Source organism: Bacillus sp. FSL M7-0791, from assembly GCF_038627085.1.
GTDB lineage: Bacteria > Bacillota > Bacilli > Bacillales > Bacillaceae > Bacillus > Bacillus safensis.
The window spans coordinates 528,550-548,171 of the sequence record NZ_CP152022.1; the positions used below are offsets into that span (position 1 = coordinate 528,550).

Genomic DNA, 19,622 nt, shown 5'->3' on the forward strand with positions numbered 1-19,622 from the left:
GGTTCGCTTTTTTTTTTTATAAGCTGAAATTGAAACTTTTTAGGCTTTGTTACGTAATATATTGATAGAAAAGTAAGAGAATGGGGGAAGAATGTGAGAAAACAGCCGCAACGTCAAATTAGTTTAAATGGTTTAAAGGTATGGCGTCTTCAAAATGGAATTATCTCATTGATTTTCTTACTCATCATCATTGGGGTATTTGTTGCCAGCTACTATTTTCAATGGCCATATTGGATTGGAGCGATCCTTTCTGGTTTATGGGTCTTACAGGTCATTTTTGGCATTTGGCTCATACCAAAAATCCGCCACCACATCTGGCGCTACGAAGTATTCGAAAATGAAATTGAAATACAGCATGGACTCATTCGCGTCACACGTGTCATTGTGCCAATGGTTCGTGTTCAGCATGTTGATACATCTCAAGGGCCGCTTTTAAGGCGCTACCGTTTGGCATCTGTTCAAATTTCGACTGCTGCCACAGTTCATGATATACCGGCGCTAGAATTAGAAGAGGCAGATGAGCTTCGTGATTACATATCTCGTTTAGCAAGGGTGACGGAAGATGATGTCTGAACCAAAACGTGTACATCCCATTTCGATGTTCATTGATTTTATATCAGATGCTGTATCCATGATCAAAAACTTCATTATCCCTTTTTTCGTGTTGATTTTTGTGAACTCGAATTCGAGCATTCGCTTTTATGCATTTATTATTCTTGGTGTGCTTCTTTTGTGGAAAGCCGTTTTTACCATTTTAGAATGGAGACGATTCACTTACCGGATGGAAGACGATGAATTTCGTGTGGAATCGGGTGTGATTACGAAAAAGAAAAAATATATCTCGTTAGAACGAATTCAAACGGTTAATACAAGTGAAGGCATTTTTCAGCGGATTTTCGGTTTAGTGCGGGTTCAAATCGAAACGGCAGGCGGAACGGATGGTCCAGAAGTGAGCCTGACCGCGATTACAAAAGCAGAAGCGGAACAATTAAAGCAGTCGATTTTCAACCGGAAGAAAAGCTTGCAGGAAGAAGAAATGACGGATGAAGCAGGTGATCTGAATGGCCATTTGACTGCGCAAAAACCTATGCAGGAAGAAATCAATGTCTCCTATCGTATGGGTGTGCCAGAATTGCTTTTGGCTGCCACCACTTCAAGCGGTATCGGTGTCATTATCTCAGGGTGTCTCGCCATCTACACGCAAATAGATGAAATTCTCCCTTTGGACGGGTTCTTCAAGCAGTTCTCTTTTTTAAGCCATGCGAGCATTGAAATCTATGCGATTTTGATATTTCTTGCCGTATTGATCGCTTGGATCTTGAGTGTTGGGGTAACAGCACTTCAGTATGCAAATTTTGCTGCAAAACGAAAAGGGAATGACATCATCATTACAAGAGGGCTCATCGAGAGACATCAAATGACCATTCCACTTGCGAGAATTCAAGCAGTGAAAATCAAAGAGAATATGATCCGTGAGCCTTTTGGTTTTGCGACCGTGATGCTTGTTAGTGCAGGAGGTTCAATTACAGAGAAAGAAACCTCTTCCGTCTTATTTCCGCTCATTCGGAAGAAAAAAATAAATGAATTGCTGTCACAATTCACCGATCATTATCATGTAGCACCAGAATCAGAGCTGAAAAAAGTGCCAAAACGTTCACTCAAACGCTACTTGATCTCATATGGTTTTGTGCCGTTACTTGTAGGTGTCATCCTGTCGGTACGCTTTCCGCCATGGGGATATTTGGGACTCATTCCGTTACCACTAGCTCTATTCTTTGGCTATTTAGCTTATAAACAATCAGGATATACAATCAAAGATTCATTGATTCAAATGACATCAAGAGGCATTGGCAAGACCACTGGCATTGTCTTGAGAAAACGAATGCAAAACTATACGATGACGCAATCTTTTTTCCAAAAGAAAGGCCGGGTCGCAAGTATTCACACCTTTGTGAAATCCTCTGCGCTGCTTGATTCCTTTGGTGTGCATCACCTTGAGGAAGAAGATGCGGCACGTGTATTTGATTGGTATTCGTATGAAAAAAATGAATCGTCTTAAACGAAAAATGTCGATCAGCTCCTGCTTGAGGAGTGATCGACATTTTTTATGAGATCAATAGCGTCTTTTTTTCGAATGGAAAAGCAGCGTAATCGGTGCTAGAATCATACCGCCGATCAATCCAAATAAGTGAGCCATGATATTGATGTTCGAATTGACGAACGTCATGATGACAGAAACAGCAAGAATCGTTAAAATCACTTGTGAATTCCCGCGGTCCATCATGTGCGGTTTAAACAGGACAAGGTATAGATAAACCCCAAACAAACCGAAGATCGCACCAGAAGCGCCAACGTGTACATACTCTAAAGGCTCCACCCAATAGGTTCCGAGATTGCCAATGAACCCTGCACCAAGATAAATGATCAGAAATCGAACCTTCCCAAGCAAATGTTCAAGCGCTGGGGCGAATAAGAAAAGGGACATGGAATTAAATAAAATATGCGTGAGACTTCCGTGAAGAAAAATAGGTGTGACGAGCCGCCACCATTCTCCAGCCGCTACACCATAATTGAAACCGACGAGATGATCCTGTCCAAGCTGTATAATAGGGATAGGAACCGCAAATATAAGCCACAGGCCAATTTGTAAAGCAAGGATCGCTGTTACGATTGGATACGATCTAATAAATTGTTGAAAGCTCTCCGTTCGAATAAACATAACAAACCCCTTTTGACTAGATAATGGTAAGTTTATAGTAACACGTTTATGAAGCGAACACTCAAATTAGTACGAGTATCATAGGAGGTACCTCATGATCAAAGGAATAGGCATTGATATTGTAGAGATCGACCGTCTTTCGCGAGTGCTCAGCAGACAGCCTCGTTTACCGGAACGAATTTTGACTTTAAGTGAACAGGACGTCTTTCGTACACTCAATGAAAAAAGACAGCTGGAATTTTTGGCAGGGCGTTTTGCGGCAAAGGAAGCTTTCGCTAAAGCATATGGAACAGGAATCGGTCAGCATTTAAGCTTTCATGACATAGACATTCAAAAAGACGATAATGGAAAACCCTTCATCAAAAGCAAGAAAGCAGAGGGAGATCAGGTTCATGTGTCCATTACCCATACAAAGGAATATGCTGCTGCACAAGTTTTAATTGAAAGGTTGTCAAGCTAGTCTGCATATTGTTTGTCCCCCCTTCATATATTGGGTAGTGCGATAAGGAAGGGCGAGTTGCTAACAGGCTTTGATGGTTCGCGGTACGCAGTTAACTCTTGAGGCGTACTGTTAAAGTCAAACAAGCGGTTTCTTCCTTTTAACACAATTAACGAAGGGGTTGAAAAGGGTGAGAAAAAGCTTTGTTTTGCTTGTAACGGGAATCCTTTTTGTACTGATTCTCTCCGCATGCGGTCAAAAATCTCAGCAGGATATCGTTGGAGATTTAAACAAAAAGGCAGAGGAAATGACATCATACAAAGCCAAAGCAAAAATGACCATTGAGACAGGAAATGACCCGCAGGAGTACCAGGTAGAAATTTGGTACAAAAAGCCGGAGCTTTACCGTGTCTATTTAGAAAATCCGAAAAAGGATCAGAGTCAAGTCATTTTAAGAAATGGCAATGGTGTGTTTGTGCTGACACCTTCATTGAACAAGAGCTTCCGTTTCCATAGTGATTGGCCGAATAATAGCAGTCAGGTCTATTTATTCGAATCACTTGTGAAGGATATTAAAAATGACAGCGCAGCTCAGTTCAAAGCGAAAGAGTCCAAGTATGTGTTCGAAACGAAGACCAATTATCAGCACAACCAAATGCTGCCTACCCAAGAGATTACCTTTCATAAGAAAACAATGGCGCCTGCCAGTGTGAAAGTGCTGGATAGCGACAAAAAGCCAATGGTGAAAGTGGAATTTTCTCACTTTGAATTCAATAAATCTTTTGACAAAGATGCATTTGATGAGAAGAAAAACATGACACTCTCTCAAATGGATGTTGCCACAAGTGCAGACCCATCTGACAGCTTTGCGGTGAAAACACCAGTTGATATGCCAGAAGGCGTGAAGAAGATGGAAGAGAAAGAAATGACGACAGATGCTGGGAAGCGTTATGTGATTACGTACGGCGGCAAGAAATCCTTCACACTCATTCAGGAAAAAGCGCGAGTAGCTGAAGCATCTACGCCTGTCACGATGAACGGCGAGCCGGTCGATCTTGGTATGACAGTAGGGGTTCTGACAGATCAATCCCTCTCATGGACATCTGACGGAGTTGACTACTTAATTTCCTCAAGTGATCTATCGAAAGAAGAGCTTTTGATGGTCGCAAAGAGTGTAGAAGGCCAGTCAGCTAAATAAATGAAGTTCTCAGGCGGAAAGCCTTGATAAATGAAGCATCAGCCCTGTGCAAGGGCTGATTTTCTTTGATTTGTTTCACATTATTCTTGATTTTTAGTATCATATGAAGGGATTGAATCATTCAATAGGGAAGTGTGACTGATGGACACAAATGCCTTTTATAGAGACACATGGGCAGAAATTAATTTAACAGCAATCAAGCACAATGTTTCACATATGAAAGATCATATCGGTCAAAATGTTCAATTGATGGCTGTTGTGAAAGCCAATGCATATGGACATGGAGATATAGAAGTGGCAAGAGCTGCACTCAAAGCAGGAGCAGACTTGTTAGCTGTAGCCTTTTTAGATGAGGCCATTTCTTTAAGAAATCAAGGCATTAAAGCACCGATTCTTGTACTCGGCGCAGTACCGCCGGAGTATGTCAAAACCGCTGTTCGATACAATGTGATCATGACTGCTTACTCCATAGAGTGGCTGAGGGAAGTCGCCCACATGGTGAAAGGGCAGATGGGACAACCCATTCGTTTTCATTTGAAAATAGACAGCGGAATGAACCGTTTAGGTGTGAAAACGTTGGAGCAAGTCAGCGAAGTAAAGAAGCTCGTCAGCGAGCATACTTATTTACAGCTGGAAGGAGTATTTACTCACTTTGCGACCGCGGATGAAAAGGATGAGAACTATTTTGATCGGCAGGTCGACACCTTTCAAACCCTGCTTCAGCCGCTTCATACGGAAAAGCTGCTCGTTCATTGTGCCAATAGTGCAGCGGGTTTAAGGTTTAAAGAAGTGTTGTTTAATATGGTTCGCTTCGGCATCAGTATGTACGGGCTGTCACCATCAGAGGAAATCAAAGATGAACTTCCTTTCAAGCTGAAAGAAGCCATGTCTCTTCATACAAAGCTTGCCCATGTGAAGCTTATTCAAAAGGGTGAGAGTGTCAGCTATGGGGCGACGTATACAGCTAATCAAGATACATGGATCGGTACGGTACCAGTCGGCTATGCAGACGGGTGGATTCGGAAGCTGGCAGGCACGGAAGTACTTGTTGGCGGAAAGCGCCGGAAGATTGCCGGAAGGGTATGTATGGATCAATTCATGGTTGAACTGAAAGAGAATCTTCCGGCAGGGGAGCCAGTCGTTTTGATTGGTGGACAAGGTGAAGAAATGGTATCAGTCGATGAAATTGCAAATAGGCTTGAAACCATTAACTATGAAGTCACTTGCTCCATTGGCCACCGCGTCCCAAGAGTATATATAGAGGACGGCAAAAGGGTGCATGTGCGGAATCCGCTGCTTCAAGGCGGGTCAAGCTTTTTCTAAGCAGCTTTCACAGGAACGATCGTCAAACTGACATCGTTCCTCAGCATGTAGACAAACCCTCGCATTCGGTGTCAGGCCTGCGTGCCGGTGCTCACGAATGTCAAATTCGCTCCGCGCCGGTACTCGTCCTTCCTAGACTGCAAAGGTTTTCTATCACGCTGAAAAGAAGACAAAGGGCTAAAATCAACATCATTTTAGCCCTTTGTCAACAATCTGAGGAACGATCGTCAAACTGACATCGTTCCTTTTTATTCGACAAAAAAGGGGTAAACATTCTCCCTTTTTTAGAGATTTTGGAAATACCGTATGATTTTCGGAAAAAAGCGTATAATGTGAAAGAGGAACTCCATTATCATCTTTGATTTACGGGTGAACAGCCGCTTCATGTTCTAATAAGAAATCATGAAAAAACAGCTTTGCTTGCGCATTGAATAATGGTATGATTAGTCTTGGAATGGATCGAAACGGTATCCGTAAGTTTTGTGGAGGTGTATGTTTTTTGTCTGAATCCAGCGCAACAAACGAAATGAAGATTCGACTACCGGAGGCTTTGATGTCTGAAATCGAACGAGTAGCAGAGCAGGATAAGGTAACAAGAAATGAATTGATCTACCGAGCGACAAAAACGTATATTCGTGAACGTAATATTCGACAAAATCGTGAATCGATGAGACGCGGCTACATGGAGATGGCGAAAATTAATCTGAATATCTCTTCAGAGGCACAATACGCAGAATTTGAGGCTGAGAATACAGTTGAGCGATTAGTCAGCGGGGGTTAAACATTTGATTGTTAAACGCGGTGATGTTTACTTTGCTGATTTATCTCCTGTTGTTGGCTCCGAGCAGGGCGGGGTTCGCCCAGTATTGGTGATTCAAAATGACATTGGAAATCGCTTCAGCCCGACTGCTATCGTTGCAGCCATAACAGCCCAAATACAAAAAGCGAAATTACCGACTCACGTCGAAATTGATGCAAAGCGCTACGGCTTTGAACGAGATTCTGTCATTCTCTTGGAGCAGATTCGTACAATCGATAAACAAAGATTGACAGATAAAATCACACATCTTGATGATGAGATGATGGAGAAGGTTGATGAAGCCTTACAAGTGAGTTTGGCTCTTATTGATTTTTAATATGGTGAGATTTGGTTGCTCTCTTGGGAGCAACTTTTTTTTGTGTTCAATTTTTATTAACGTTATAATGAAGAAAGACTAAAAAGAAGTGCTGTTTATGTACGTAGGGGGTAAAACATGTCGAATCATATCGTGTTAGCTTTTTCAAGAGAGCATCGAGAGGAATTACAAAAAGAGTGGACGGACATTTTTAGACGACTCGGAGAAAAGGAAACGGACATGATGCTGAACGACAATATGTATGAAACCATCTGTTCGGAATATGTTCAATTAATCATTACATCTCTTTCAGAAGGGTATGCTGAAGATTTTGAAGAAAAAGTCCAAACTTTTGCTTTAAAAATTGTTCAAATGGGTATATCACTTAAGTTACTGGCAAATGGTCTAACAGAAATCCGTACTCATTTATATCAAAAAATGAACGATGACAAAAATACAACAGAAGAAAGTCATGACCTCATCTGGCAAATTGATCGATTCATCACACCTATTCATAACGAGATCTTAAACCAGTATTCCATCTCATGGGAGAAAACAGTCAACCTTCAAAAAATCGCGCTGCAGGAACTTTCTGCCCCGCTGATCCCAGTATTTGAGCACATTACCGTCATGCCGCTTGTTGGAACAATTGACACAGAACGTGCCAAAAAAATTATGGAGAATCTGCTCAACGGTGTCGTCAAACATCGCTCACAGGTCGTCTTGATTGATATTACGGGTGTACCTGTCGTTGACACAATGGTGGCGCATCATATCATTCAAGCATCAGAGGCTGTGAGATTAGTAGGTGCGAAGTGCTTGCTTGTCGGTATTCGTCCAGAAATAGCCCAAACCATTGTGAACCTTGGAATTGATTTATCTCAAGTTACAACAAAGAATACCCTTCAAAAAGGAATTCAAACTGCTTTGGAAATGACAAATCGAAAAATTGTTTCATTGGAGGGATAACCCAGTGAGAAATCACCCGAAGATTCCAATCTTAAAACTATATAACTGTCTTCTGATTTCGATACAGTGGGAGCTTGATGATCAAACAGCTCTCCACTTTCAAGAAGACTTGCTGAATAAAATTCATGAAACAGGAGCAAACGGTGTTGTCATTGACCTTACATCCGTTGACATGATTGATTCCTTTATTGCAAAGGTATTAGGTGATGTGATCACGATGTCCAAGCTCATGGGAGCAAAAGTTGTATTAACAGGAATACAGCCGGCAGTCGCTGTGACGCTGATTGAACTTGGAATATCGCTTGAAGAAATTCAGACAGCACTAGATCTTGAACAAGGGCTTGAGACACTGAAGCGGGAATTGGGGGAATAGATATGAAAGACCAATCCTGTGTAAGAATATTGACGGAATGGGACATAGTCGCAGCAAGACAACTGGGGCGCAATGTTGCAAAAGAACTTGGATTTGGAACAGTTGACCAAGCAAGAATTACGACGGCCATTTCAGAATTAGCTCGAAACATCTATTTATACGCTGGTAAAGGTCAGATTTGTATAGATGAAGTGATGGAGCGCGGAAAGCGTGGACTCAAAGTCATCGCAGCCGATGAGGGGCCAGGTATCATGGATATACGTAAAGTAATGGAAGACGGATTTTCAACATCAGGCGGGCTCGGAGCAGGTCTTCCGGGCGTCAGACGACTGATGGATGAATTTAAATTAGATTCTGCACCAGAACAAGGAACGGAGATACAAGCTGTTAAGTGGCTTCGCTAGGAGGGAAACCATGGATTTTAAGGAGGTAATGGAGCAGCGGTACCATCAGCTGCTCAGTCGTTATATCAGTGATTTAACTGAAACATCGCTTTATCAAGCTCAAAAATTTAGCCGTAAAACCATTGAGCATCAAATACCTCCTGAAGAAATAGTGAGTGTTCACCGAAAAGTGATTCAGGAGCTTTACCCTGATTTGCCGGAAGATGTTTTTCATTCACTAGACTTCTTAATTGAAGTCATGATTGGGTACGGACTTGCCTACCAAGAACATTTAACACTCAGAGGCATCCAGCAAGAAATAAAATCTGAAATCGAAATTGCTGCAAATGTTCAGCAAACCCTTCTGGAAACGAAAATTCCAGAAGGAGATACCTTTGATATTGGTGCAATTAGTGTACCGGCAAAACAGATGAGTGGAGATTATTACCACTTTGTGACGGATCACGATACAATCAATATCGCGATCGCAGATGTCATTGGAAAGGGAATCCCGGCTGCGCTCTGTATGTCGATGATTAAATATGCGATGGATTCCTTGCCAGAGTCAGGGAGCGGCCCAACAAAGGTGCTGAAAACCCTGAATCGTGTAGTCGAGCAAAACGTAGACCCAAGTATGTTTATCACGATGTTCTATGGCAGCTATAATAAAGAAACGCATGAGTTTAAATACGCATCGGCTGGTCATGAGCCGGGCTTTTTCTATTGCAAAAAAGAGAACACATTTTACGATTTAGACGCAAAAGGGCTTGTCCTTGGAATCGCACCAGACTTTGACTACAGACAGTATGAGAAGCATTTGGACGTAGGAGACATGGTGATCTTATTCTCTGATGGGGTCACAGAATCCAAGTCAGAGGATGGTTTCTTAGAGCGGGAGGACATCAAAACACTCATATCAGAGCACCTATCCTATTCAGCTCAAGAAATGGTGGATGCCATCTACGCCAGCTTACTCAAACTGCAGGATTTTCAGCTGCACGATGACTTTACTTTACTTGTTCTCAAAAGAAAGGTTTAGAAAGTGAACATGCGGGTATATAAAACTTTAGGAAACAAGAATTTCGAGGTGAATGCATAATGAATATGTCTGTAAAAGAGCATCAAATAGATCAAAAAACGAAAATCAGTGTCAGCGGAGAAATTGATGTGTACTCCGCTCCTGAGCTAAGAGAAACGCTCATGCCTAAAGCTGAGGCGGGAGAGCATCTTGAAATCTGTTTAAAGGATGTTACGTATATGGATAGCACAGGTTTAGGTGTATTCGTTGGGCTGTTTAAAGCGGCTCAAAAAGCAGGTGGCACATTAAAGCTTGAGAACTTGTCAGAACGACTTGTAAGGTTGTTTGAAATCACTGGATTAAAGGACATCATTGACATTTCTGCAAAGTCAGAGGGTGGGGTACAATGAACGAATCAGTAGATCGAATCGAGATGAAAATACCGGCAAAACCAGAATATGTAGGCATCATTCGCTTGACTCTGTCAGGCGTAGCGAGCCGGATGGGCTATGCCTATGAAGAGATTGAGGACTTAAAAATTGCCGTCAGTGAGGCCTGTACAAATGCAGTTCAGCATGCCTACAAAGGTGAAGACGGCGAAGATGGAGAGGTGGCTGTTCGCTTTCTTGTCTACGAGGATCGTCTAGAAATCATTGTCGCTGACAAAGGCGGTAGCTTTGACTTTAAGCAAAAACAGGAAGACCTCGGACCGTACACATCTGCTCATACGGTGGATCAATTGGCAGAAGGAGGTCTTGGTTTATACTTAATGCAAACATTGATGGATGAAGTCGAGGTGCAAGCAAACTCCGGAGTTACCGTGGCGATGACAAAGTTTTTAAACAGGGAGCGAGTTGACCATGACACAACCATCCAAAACTATGAAACTAACTAAAGATGAAGTAGACCGCCTCATCCAAAGCTATCAAACCAATCAAGACGAGCAGGCGCAGCTCACGCTGGTCGAATGCTATACAAACTTGGTTGATATGCTGGCGAAAAAATATTCTAAAGGAAAAAGCTTTCATGAGGACCTTAGACAAGTTGGAATGATAGGTTTACTTGGCGCCATTAAACGATACGACCCGCTCGTCGGTAAATCATTTGAAGCCTTTGCCATTCCAACCATCATCGGGGAAATCAAACGCTTTTTACGAGATAAGACATGGAGTGTTCATGTACCAAGGCGGATCAAAGAGCTTGGACCAAGAATTAAAATGGCAGTCGATCATTTGACAACAGAGACACAGAAGTCACCTAAAGTCCAAGAAATTGCAGAATACCTAGATGTAACAGAAGAAGAAGTACTTGAAACCATGGAGATGGGCAAAAGCTATCAAGCACTGTCTGTTGACCAAGGCGTAGAGGCTGATTCTGAAGGAAGTACTGTGACGATTTTAGACGTTGTGGGCTCACAGGAAGAGGGCTACGAACGTGTGAACCAAAAATTGATGCTTGAGAGTGTGCTTCATGTGCTGTCGGATAGAGAAAAAGAGATTATCAATCTGACTTACTTGCAAAATAAGAGTCAGAAAGAGACAGGCGATTTACTTGGTATATCCCAAATGCATGTATCAAGACTGCAGCGGAAGGCAGTGAAAAAACTGCGAGATGCATTATCAGAAGATGCGTCTATGGAGCTAGGGTAATGAAACAGATTGAACAGCATGAGCATGTAAAAGCCATTATCTATCAATCGAATAAAGAAGGAAAGTCATGCTGCGGGGACAGTTTTTTTATTAAAGCAGATGATGAAGAACTAATTTGTGCTGTAGCAGACGGATTAGGCAGCGGCCAGTACGCCAATGAATCATCTTCTTTAGTCAGCGAAATTGTCGAAGAATATGGACATGAGGATGTGGCGACCCTCATCGACAGATGCAATCAGGCCATGAAAAATAAACGCGGGGCCACTGTGGCCATATTAAAGGTGAATTTTTCCCAGCAGCAATTTACCTATTGTTCGGTTGGTAATATTCGGTTTATCTTGAATGCACCTTCTGGCGATTATATTTATCCATTTCCGACATCAGGATACTTATCAGGAAAACCTAGAAAATATAAAACATACTCCTATCCCTACGAAAAAGGATCGATATTCATTATGTATTCAGACGGACTGAATGTGCCAAACATGCGCATGTGTTTAAAGCATGGACATTCAGTTGAAGACATTGCCAAACAGCTTGAAACATACACACAAGAAAAAAAGGACGATCTCACCTATGTACTTGGTCAGCTCACGTAAAATAGCTGACCTTTTTTCTGTTTTGCCGGTTTTTTTGATACACTAAAAGAGAAGACACAGTGAGAGGATGCAAAGTATGAAGACATCTGACTTTTTATTGAAACAAATTGCGACAGAATTAAAGCTTTCAACAAAACAAATTGAAAGTGTGATCAAGCTTTTAGAGGATGGCAACACCGTCCCGTTTATTGCCCGTTATCGGAAAGAGCAGACAGGCTCACTGGATGAGGTGCAAATTCAAACCATTTCAGAGCGCTATACATATATCCAAAATGTCACGAACCGAAAAGAAGAAGTCATTCGCTTAATTGCTGAACAAGACAAACTAACCGATGAATTAAAACAGAAAATTGAACAAGCTCATAAACTGCAAGAGGTCGAAGATTTATACCGGCCATTCAAACAAAAGCGCAAAACAAAGGCGAATGTAGCCAAAGCAAAAGGGCTGGAGCCGCTGGCGGAATATTTACTCACGCTGCCAAGCGATCAGATCGAGAAGAAAGCAGCTGCTTTTATTAACGAAGAAAAAGAAGTGATAAATGTAGAAGAGGCACTTGAAGGTGCGCAGCACATCATTGCTGAACAGCTGGCAGATGATCCTGATATGCGAAAATGGATTCGCAGTGAAACGTACCAAAAGGGCAGTCTGGTCACATCAGGAAAAGATGTCGAAAGCGATGAGAAAAACGTCTATGAAATGTATTATGATTATCAAGAGCCAATCAAAAAGATTGTTCCACACCGTGTACTAGCGGTCAACCGCGGGGAGAAAGAAGGCATTTTAAAGGCAGCCATCGAACCACCTGCTGAAAATATTCGCTTCTATCTCGACAAACAAGTTCTTAAAGGCAAACAGACGACGGCGAGACCGTTTATTGAAGCGGCAATCGATGATGCGTATAAACGCCTCATTCAGCCTTCCATCGAACGAGAAATACGAAAAGAGCTGACAGAAAAAGCAGAGGAACAAGCAATTCATATTTTTGCTGAAAACTTAAGAAAACTGCTGCTTCAGCCGCCAATGAAAGGGAAACGTGTACTTGGCGTCGACCCCGCATTTCGGACAGGCTGTAAATTAGCTGTCGTAGATGATACAGGCAAAGTCCATCATATTGGCGTTATTTACCCGCATCCGCCCGTGCAGAAAAAAGCGGAAGCGAAACAAAAAGTGAAAGAGATCATTCAATCATCAAACATCGAAGTCATTGCGATTGGAAACGGAACAGCCTCAAGAGAGACAGAACAATTCATTGCAGACTTGATTCAAGAACTGGATCAGCCGGTGTCTTATTTGATTGTGAATGAAGCAGGAGCAAGTGTTTACTCCGCATCAGCACTTGCGCGAGAAGAGTTTCCAGATCTGCAAGTCGAAGAACGAAGCGCCATCTCAATCGCTAGAAGATTACAAGATCCTTTAGCAGAGCTTGTGAAAATTGATCCGAAGTCTGTTGGTGTGGGCCAATACCAGCATGACGTCAGCCAGAAGCAATTAAACAGCTCGTTAACCTTTGTGGTAGAAACAGTCGTCAACCAAGTCGGTGTAAACGTCAATACCGCCTCACAGGCGCTGCTGCAATATGTATCAGGCCTTTCAAAAGCTGTCGCAGGGAATATCATCAAGCGCCGCGAAGAGATTGGGAGATTCACAAGCAGAAAAGAATTGAAGGATATCCCAAGGCTCGGAGCTAAGACATATGAGCAGTGTATCGGCTTCCTTCGCATTACAGATGGACAAGACCCGCTTGATCGTACAGGTATTCACCCTGAGAGCTATAAAGAAACAAAACAGTTTTTACGCATGATTAACATGACGCCAGACGACCTTGGCACAGAGCAGTTAAAAGAGAAAATTGCTGAGGTTAAACTGGACAAAGCAGCCCAGCAGCTAGACATTGGGACAATTACACTTCAAGATATCATTGATCAGCTGACAAGACCTGAGCGTGATCCGCGGGATGAAGTACCAAAGCCGCTGCTCAAGACAGATGTGTTGAAATTGGAAGACTTGAAGCAAGGAATGGAGCTGCAAGGAACGGTGAGAAACGTTGTAGACTTCGGCGCATTCGTTGATATTGGTGTAAAGCAGGATGGGCTTGTGCATATTTCCAAGCTAAGCAACCGTTTTGTGAAGCATCCGCTTGATGTTGTATCAGTTGGTGACATTGTGACCGTATGGGTGGACTCTGTTGACCAGGCAAAAGGTCGTGTTGCCCTCTCCATGCTGAAACCAGAGTAAACAAAAAAACGAGGCGCACCTTAGGATGGGGTGTGCCTTGATGTGACTGAATGTTTTTTTCTATAGAAGTACCAGCATTGATTCAGCAATTTGATTTGATAATGATTTTTCTCATAAAATGCCTTCTGCATCTGATTTTTCAGCCAGTTGGGCATCGCCCATTCCTCCTTTGATCGAAACAGTGGATGTACCTTCAATGTATGCATAGGGGAAATTGTCCCGTTCGAGGTTTTTATAGAAAGGAACGATCTTGATTGAACGAGAGAGAGTTACAGCAGTTAACAGAGCACATTTCCCAGCAGTTCTTTGGCAAGGCATTCCGCCATCAGGCTGTTTTTAATGACCGTCTAAAAACGACAGGCGGGCGATATTTACTTGGTACACACAACATCGAACTGAACCGCCGATACCTAGAGGAGCATGGGCGAGAAGAATTAATCGGGATCATCAAGCATGAGCTGTGTCATTATCATCTGCACCTTGAGGGAAAGGGCTATCAGCATCGTGACCGTGATTTTAAAGCCTTATTAAAACAAGTAGGAGCACCGCGTTTTTGTACACCGCTAAAGACCATGCAAAATAAGCGCCGTGCGGAGAAACGCCATGAATATATTTGCACAGGATGCGGCCGGTCTTTTATTAGGAAAAGACGGTTTGATACCTCTCGTTATGTATGCGGCGTCTGCAAAGGGAAATTAAAGTGGCTGCGCACAACCGATTCATTGTGATAAGCATTCCTCTATGGGGATGCTTTTTTTGTTCCAATAGATGTGTGGACATATTGAGACAAAATGAGACGCATGTCTCATTTTGTCTCTTTTTTCATCGGTGTGATTCGGTCAAATCCTAAGTGTTCATGCGTCGTCATGTTGGCACGATTTTTGCTTGTATAGAAGTGCAAGCAAAAAAGATAGGAGGTTTTACCAAATGGAAATGGCATTGACTAAAGAAAAAGCCGTATGGATGTATCAAAAGATGCAGGAAATCCGCCAATTTGAAGACCGGGTGCACACGCTTTTTACAAAAGGAATTTTGCCGGGGTTTGTCCATCTTTATGCTGGCGAAGAAGCTGTTGCCGTAGGAGTCTGTGCTCATCTGAATGAAAAAGACAGTATTACAAGTACACACCGGGGCCACGGCCACTGTATAGCGAAGGGCTGTGATCTAAAAGGAATGATGGCAGAAATCTATGGGAAAGCAACAGGTCTCTGTAAAGGCAAAGGCGGATCCATGCACATTGCAGATTTTGATAAAGGAATGCTTGGTGCTAACGGAATTGTTGGAGGGGGCTTTCCTCTTGCGTGCGGGGCAGCCCTCACAGCTAAATATAAAAAGACAGAAAATGTAAGCGTTTGCTTTTTTGGGGATGGTGCAAACAATCAAGGAACTTTCCACGAAGGAATCAATCTTGCGGCCATTTGGAAACTGCCTGTCATTTTCATTGCAGAAAACAATGGGTACGGGGAAGCGACACCATTTTCCTATGCTTCAAGCTGCAAATCAATTGTGGATCGAGCGGCCGGTTATGACATTCCTGGGATTCAAGTGGATGGAAAAGATGTGATGGCCGTTTATCAAGCCGCAGAACAAGCAATTGAACGAGCAAAAAATGGAGAAGGTCCGACATTAATTGAATGCATGACATATCGAAATTATGGCCATTTCGAAGGAGACGCCCAGCGTTATAAAACCAATCAAGAAAAAACAGAACACCAAGAAGAGAGAGATGCGATCGCTCTTTTTAAAAATGAATTGATCAAGCAGCAGCTGCTGACGAATGGGGAGCTATCAAATATTGAAGCGGCTGTAGCAGAAGCGATAGATGAAGCCGTTACATTCAGTGAAGAAAGTGAATATCCAGATCAGACCGAATTATTGACCGACGTATATGTTTCGTATCAATAAATCAGAAGGGGGAGAGAAAAATGACAAGAGAAATCAGCATGTCTAGTGCATTAAATGAAGCGATTAAACTTGCCATGAGAAGAGACGAGAATGTCATTTTAATGGGGGAAGATGTTGCTGGAGGCGCTCATGTCGATCACTTACAAGATGATGAAGCATGGGGCGGTGTGCTTGGTGTAACGAAAGGAATCGTTCAGGAGTTTGGACGTGAGCGAGTCCTTGATACACCGATTAGTGAAGCTGGCTATGTAGGTGCGGCCATGGCAGCTGCTTCCACAGGGCTAAGGCCAATTGCAGAACTCATGTTTAATGATTTTATCGGTACCTGTCTAGACCAAGTGCTAAATCAAGGAGCAAAATTTCGATACATGTTTGGCGGAAAAGCAGAGGTACCGATCACGATCAGAACGACACATGGGGCGGGTTTTAGAGCAGCTGCCCAGCATTCACAAAGCTTGTATGCGCTATTTACAAGCATCCCTGGATTAAAAGTAGTGGTGCCTTCTTCGCCATACGATGCCAAAGGATTGCTGCTGGCAGCCATCGAAGATCAGGACCCTGTCATCTTTTTTGAGGATAAAACGCTTTACAATATCACAGGAGATGTTCCAGAACGATACTACACGCTGCCGCTTGGCAAAGCAGATGTGAAAAGAGAAGGCTCAGATGTGACCATTTTTGCAGTAGGCAAACAAGTTCATACAGCACTCGAAGCGGCAGAACAATTAGCTGCACGTGGAATTGAAGCGGAGGTGATTGATCCAAGAAGCTTGTCACCGCTCGATGAAGAGGCCATTCTAACTTCAGTAGAAAAAACAAATCGGCTTGTCATTGTAGATGAAGCAAATCCAAGGTGCGGAATTGCCGCAGATATTTCTTCTTTGGTTGCGGACAAAGGATTCGATTTACTTGACGCTCCAATCAAAAAAGTGACGGCTCCTCATACACCAGTTCCGTTTTCACCACCGCTTGAAGATATCTATTTGCCGACACCTGATAAGGTTGTGAACACCGTCTTAGAGATGGTTGGAAAGAGTCATGACAAGATCTTGAACTAAAGAAAGGAGAGAGGGAGATGGCTGTCGAGGTTGTGATGCCGAAATTGGGCATGTCAATGAAAGAAGGAACGGTATCTGTCTGGAATAAAGAGATCGGAGAAACTGTAAATAAAGGGGAAAGCATTGCAAGCATCAACTCTGAAAAAATTGAAATGGAGATCGAATCACCTGCTGAAGGAACCATATTGGATATAAAAGTGCCTGAGGGAGAAGGTGTACCGCCTGGCACGGTCATCTGCTATATCGGTGAAGGAAATGAACAGATCGAGGAAAAGAAAGAAAAAGACCTGCCGCCAAAACAAAAGAAAGAGAGAAAGAAAATCTCCCCTGTGGCACGTAAGATTGCTCAAAACGCTAATCTGGACATTCATACATTAGTGGGAACAGGTCCAGATGGGAGAGTCACGAAAGCGGATGTGCTTCGGGCACTTCCTGATGAAAAAGAAAAAGAAAAACAACACAATGACCCATCAAAGCATCAGCCAGTCAGCATGATGCGGAAAACCATTGCCTCGCGAATGATGGAAAGCCTGCAAACAAGTGCACAATTAACAATAACGATGAAAGCGGATGTGACAAAGCTGACAGCATTACAGTCTGAGTTGAACGAAACAGCTGGAGCACGACACGATATGAAATTAACCATGACCGATTTTGTAGCCAAAGCAGTGGTTCTTTCCCTGCTAGAGCATCCTGCAATGAACAGTCAATATCAGAATGATAGAGTCGAAACTTTTGAGTATGTTCATCTTGGAATCGCTGCTGCTTTAGATGACGGTCTGGCAGTGCCTGTTATTCGGCATGCCGAAAAACTTTCACTTATTGAGCTGGCGAAGAGCATCAAATCGTATGGCAAAAAAGCACGTGAAGGCAAACTTCTCCACGATGAAATTGAAGGCTCTACCTTTACAATCACTAATCTAGGCGCCTATGGTGTGGAACATTTCACCCCGATTTTGAACCCGCCGGAAGCAGGTATTCTTGGCGTTGGAAAAACGGATCACATGCCTGTTTATCATGGGAATGAATTATGTAAAGGGACGATCCTGCCACTCAGTCTGACCTTTGATCACCGCGTGCTGGACGGAGCGCCGGCATCACAATTTTTATCAACTGTTAAAACGTATTTAGAAAATCCAGTATCCATTCTTTTATAGGAAGAAGGTGAAATGAATGACGCTTGTCATTATAGGAGGCGGGCCAGCAGGATATGTGGCGGCAATAACAGCCGCCCGTTTTGACAGAGAGGTTGTACTAATCGACCAAGGCTTGTTAGGAGGTACCTGCCTGAATGAAGGCTGTATTCCAACGAAAGCACTTTTGCAAAGCGCCGATATGTACGAGCATGTGAAATCAGCTGGACATTTTGGAATTGAGCTTCCAGGGAAGAAGCCTATCATTCATTGGGAGGCCGTTCAAAAGCGGAAGCGGTCAGTCGTCAAGCAGCTGACTGATGGGGTTCGTTATTTGATGAATAAAAACAAAATCAGCGTGTTAAATGGGAAGGCATCATTTCTTTCAGCACATGAGCTATTGATAGAAAGTGAAGGGAAATCTGAAATCATTCAGGCAAAACAAATCATTATTGCTTCAGGATCAAAACCTGCTGCTTTACCTTTCGCCCCATTTGATAGAGAGTGGATCATTGATAGTAAGGATGCGATGACGCTCCCTTCAATACCAGATTCGCTTTGTATCATTGGTGGAGGGGTGATCGGCTGTGAGTTTGCAAGCATCTTTAGCCGAATGGGATCAAAGGTTGTCATGGTGGAACAGGCAGCACACATTTTACCTGAAGAAGATCACGATACAGCTAACTGTCTTCAAGATCAGCTTCAAAAAGCAGGTGTGGAAATTTTGACATCAGCAGCAGTCAAACAGCTAGATGCAATCTCAAAAAAAGTGGTGGTTGAGAAAGATCATGGGGAGCGCTGTGAAATCAAGTCCGATCATTGTTTAGTCGCCATTGGCAGAAAACCGAGGCTGGGAGAGCTGAATCTTGAGCAGATCGGCATTGAATTTGACAGGAACGGCATCTGTGTGAATGAGCATATGCAAACCAATCTCCCGCATATCTATGCGTGCGGTGATGTGACAGGCGGCGTTCAGCTTGCTCATGTTGCTTTTCATGAAGGAACGATTGCGGCATCACATGCATCAGGTGAAGATGTAAAGGTCAATGAACAAGTGATTCCAAGGTGCATCTACACGTCTCCAGAAATCGCTAGTGTCGGTTTAAATGAAGAGAATGCTAGAAAACAATATGGGGAGATTCGAATAGGGAAATTCGCATTTTCTGCAAATGGAAAAGCATTAATTTTAAATCAGCCAGCTGGTCAAGTAAAGGTCATTGTTGAACGGCAATATCAAGAAATTTTAGGTGTATCCATCATCGGACCGAATGCAACAGAACTGATTGGACAAGCGGCGGTAATGATGCATACAGAGCTGACAGCTGATACATTAGAGCAGTTTATTGCGGCACATCCGACACTCTCTGAGGCGATACACGAAGCCTTGCTGCAAACAAATGGACGAGCGGTGCACTGCTGATAGAGAAACTTTCTATCCAAATAACTTCCTGGGTCAGCCAATAATTGAAAGCGTTTTTATAATTATCTATAATGGATAAAAAGCC

General features: G+C 42.9%; 23 protein-coding genes. 21 read left to right on the forward strand and 2 right to left on the reverse strand.

All coding sequences use genetic code 11. The features are described from left to right. The first annotated feature begins 93 nt into the window (after nucleotides 1-93). Together MHI08_RS02520 and MHI08_RS02525 are read left to right on the forward strand one after the other, a co-directional pair. Nucleotides 94-573, forward strand: a complete 480-nt coding sequence (locus MHI08_RS02520; RefSeq protein ID WP_024425383.1) for a PH domain-containing protein — start codon at nucleotides 94-96, stop codon at nucleotides 571-573. After that, a complete protein-coding gene (locus MHI08_RS02525) occupies nucleotides 563-2,059 on the forward strand; it encodes a PH domain-containing protein (protein WP_342499962.1) in 1,497 nt (498 codons plus the stop codon). The genes MHI08_RS02520 and MHI08_RS02525 overlap by 11 nt, the downstream gene beginning before the upstream one ends. Nucleotides 2,060-2,113: 54 nt before the next feature. Here the strand turns inward: MHI08_RS02525 and MHI08_RS02530 are convergent, their stop codons facing one another. Continuing rightward, a complete protein-coding gene (locus tag MHI08_RS02530) occupies nucleotides 2,114-2,719 on the reverse strand; it encodes a rhomboid family intramembrane serine protease (protein ID WP_041116754.1) in 606 nt (201 codons plus the stop codon). A gap of 94 nt (nucleotides 2,720-2,813) precedes the next feature. Between MHI08_RS02530 and acpS the strand changes: the two genes are divergently transcribed. From acpS to MHI08_RS02600, 14 genes are all read left to right on the forward strand, one after another. Further along, the gene (acpS, locus tag MHI08_RS02535) at nucleotides 2,814-3,179 is read left to right on the forward strand and encodes a holo-ACP synthase (protein ID WP_041107455.1); all 366 of its coding nucleotides are present in this window, start codon (nucleotides 2,814-2,816) and stop codon (nucleotides 3,177-3,179) included. Nucleotides 3,180-3,339: 160 nt separating this feature from the next. Further along, nucleotides 3,340-4,356 carry an outer membrane lipoprotein-sorting protein gene (locus tag MHI08_RS02540; RefSeq protein WP_087975235.1) on the forward strand — a complete coding sequence of 339 codons (1,017 nt, stop codon included), beginning with the start codon at nucleotides 3,340-3,342 and terminating at the stop codon, nucleotides 4,354-4,356. Nucleotides 4,357-4,497: 141 nt separating this feature from the next. Further along, a complete protein-coding gene (gene alr / locus MHI08_RS02545) occupies nucleotides 4,498-5,679 on the forward strand; it encodes an alanine racemase (RefSeq protein WP_342499963.1) in 1,182 nt (393 codons plus the stop codon). Between the two features lie 499 nt (nucleotides 5,680-6,178). Then, on the forward strand, nucleotides 6,179-6,460 hold the full coding sequence (locus MHI08_RS02550) for a hypothetical protein (protein WP_003214273.1): 282 nt from the start codon (nucleotides 6,179-6,181) through the stop codon (nucleotides 6,458-6,460). Between the two features lie 4 nt (nucleotides 6,461-6,464). Beyond that, nucleotides 6,465-6,815, forward strand: a complete 351-nt coding sequence (ndoA, locus tag MHI08_RS02555; protein WP_024425388.1) for a type II toxin-antitoxin system endoribonuclease NdoA — start codon at nucleotides 6,465-6,467, stop codon at nucleotides 6,813-6,815. Between the two features lie 117 nt (nucleotides 6,816-6,932). After that, the gene (locus MHI08_RS02560) at nucleotides 6,933-7,763 is read left to right on the forward strand and encodes an RsbT co-antagonist protein RsbRA (RefSeq protein WP_342499964.1); all 831 of its coding nucleotides are present in this window, start codon (nucleotides 6,933-6,935) and stop codon (nucleotides 7,761-7,763) included. Between the two features lie 4 nt (nucleotides 7,764-7,767). Then, nucleotides 7,768-8,136 carry an RsbT antagonist protein RsbS gene (gene rsbS, locus MHI08_RS02565; protein WP_003214235.1) on the forward strand — a complete coding sequence of 123 codons (369 nt, stop codon included), beginning with the start codon at nucleotides 7,768-7,770 and terminating at the stop codon, nucleotides 8,134-8,136. Between the two features lie 2 nt (nucleotides 8,137-8,138). Beyond that, nucleotides 8,139-8,540, forward strand: a complete 402-nt coding sequence (locus MHI08_RS02570; protein WP_024425390.1) for an anti-sigma regulatory factor — start codon at nucleotides 8,139-8,141, stop codon at nucleotides 8,538-8,540. Nucleotides 8,541-8,550: 10 nt separating this feature from the next. Then, on the forward strand, nucleotides 8,551-9,558 hold the full coding sequence (locus MHI08_RS02575; protein WP_041107448.1) for a PP2C family protein-serine/threonine phosphatase: 1,008 nt from the start codon (nucleotides 8,551-8,553) through the stop codon (nucleotides 9,556-9,558). 59 nt (nucleotides 9,559-9,617) lie between these two features. Beyond that, complete coding sequence (locus tag MHI08_RS02580) at nucleotides 9,618-9,947, forward strand: anti-sigma factor antagonist (protein ID WP_024425392.1); 330 nt, start codon at nucleotides 9,618-9,620, stop codon at nucleotides 9,945-9,947. Next, nucleotides 9,944-10,432, forward strand: a complete 489-nt coding sequence (gene rsbW / locus MHI08_RS02585; RefSeq protein WP_041107445.1) for an anti-sigma B factor RsbW — start codon at nucleotides 9,944-9,946, stop codon at nucleotides 10,430-10,432. The genes MHI08_RS02580 and rsbW overlap by 4 nt, the downstream gene beginning before the upstream one ends. Beyond that, complete coding sequence (gene sigB, locus MHI08_RS02590; protein WP_024425394.1) at nucleotides 10,398-11,186, forward strand: RNA polymerase sigma factor SigB; 789 nt, start codon at nucleotides 10,398-10,400, stop codon at nucleotides 11,184-11,186. The genes rsbW and sigB overlap by 35 nt, the downstream gene beginning before the upstream one ends. Continuing rightward, on the forward strand, nucleotides 11,186-11,785 hold the full coding sequence (locus MHI08_RS02595; protein WP_041107442.1) for a PP2C family serine/threonine-protein phosphatase: 600 nt from the start codon (nucleotides 11,186-11,188) through the stop codon (nucleotides 11,783-11,785). The genes sigB and MHI08_RS02595 overlap by 1 nt, the downstream gene beginning before the upstream one ends. A gap of 76 nt (nucleotides 11,786-11,861) precedes the next feature. Then, on the forward strand, nucleotides 11,862-14,021 hold the full coding sequence (locus tag MHI08_RS02600; RefSeq protein WP_342499965.1) for a Tex family protein: 2,160 nt from the start codon (nucleotides 11,862-11,864) through the stop codon (nucleotides 14,019-14,021). Between the two features lie 20 nt (nucleotides 14,022-14,041). Here the strand turns inward: MHI08_RS02600 and cmpA are convergent, their stop codons facing one another. Next, nucleotides 14,042-14,176 (reverse strand): cortex morphogenetic protein CmpA, encoded by a 135-nt coding sequence (gene cmpA, locus MHI08_RS02605; protein ID WP_008346893.1) that lies wholly within the window; start codon nucleotides 14,174-14,176, stop codon nucleotides 14,042-14,044. 99 nt (nucleotides 14,177-14,275) lie between these two features. Between cmpA and MHI08_RS02610 the strand changes: the two genes are divergently transcribed. From MHI08_RS02610 to lpdA, 5 genes are all read left to right on the forward strand, one after another. Then, nucleotides 14,276-14,749 carry a SprT family protein gene (locus MHI08_RS02610; protein WP_087975233.1) on the forward strand — a complete coding sequence of 158 codons (474 nt, stop codon included), beginning with the start codon at nucleotides 14,276-14,278 and terminating at the stop codon, nucleotides 14,747-14,749. A gap of 199 nt (nucleotides 14,750-14,948) precedes the next feature. Next, on the forward strand, nucleotides 14,949-15,926 hold the full coding sequence (locus MHI08_RS02615; RefSeq protein ID WP_087975232.1) for a thiamine pyrophosphate-dependent dehydrogenase E1 component subunit alpha: 978 nt from the start codon (nucleotides 14,949-14,951) through the stop codon (nucleotides 15,924-15,926). Between the two features lie 20 nt (nucleotides 15,927-15,946). After that, nucleotides 15,947-16,984, forward strand: a complete 1,038-nt coding sequence (locus MHI08_RS02620) for an alpha-ketoacid dehydrogenase subunit beta (protein WP_041107434.1) — start codon at nucleotides 15,947-15,949, stop codon at nucleotides 16,982-16,984. Between the two features lie 17 nt (nucleotides 16,985-17,001). Continuing rightward, a complete protein-coding gene (locus MHI08_RS02625; RefSeq protein ID WP_342499966.1) occupies nucleotides 17,002-18,141 on the forward strand; it encodes a dihydrolipoamide acetyltransferase family protein in 1,140 nt (379 codons plus the stop codon). A gap of 16 nt (nucleotides 18,142-18,157) precedes the next feature. Continuing rightward, nucleotides 18,158-19,537, forward strand: a complete 1,380-nt coding sequence (gene lpdA / locus MHI08_RS02630; protein WP_342499967.1) for a dihydrolipoyl dehydrogenase — start codon at nucleotides 18,158-18,160, stop codon at nucleotides 19,535-19,537. Nucleotides 19,538-19,622: the final 85 nt, after the last annotated feature.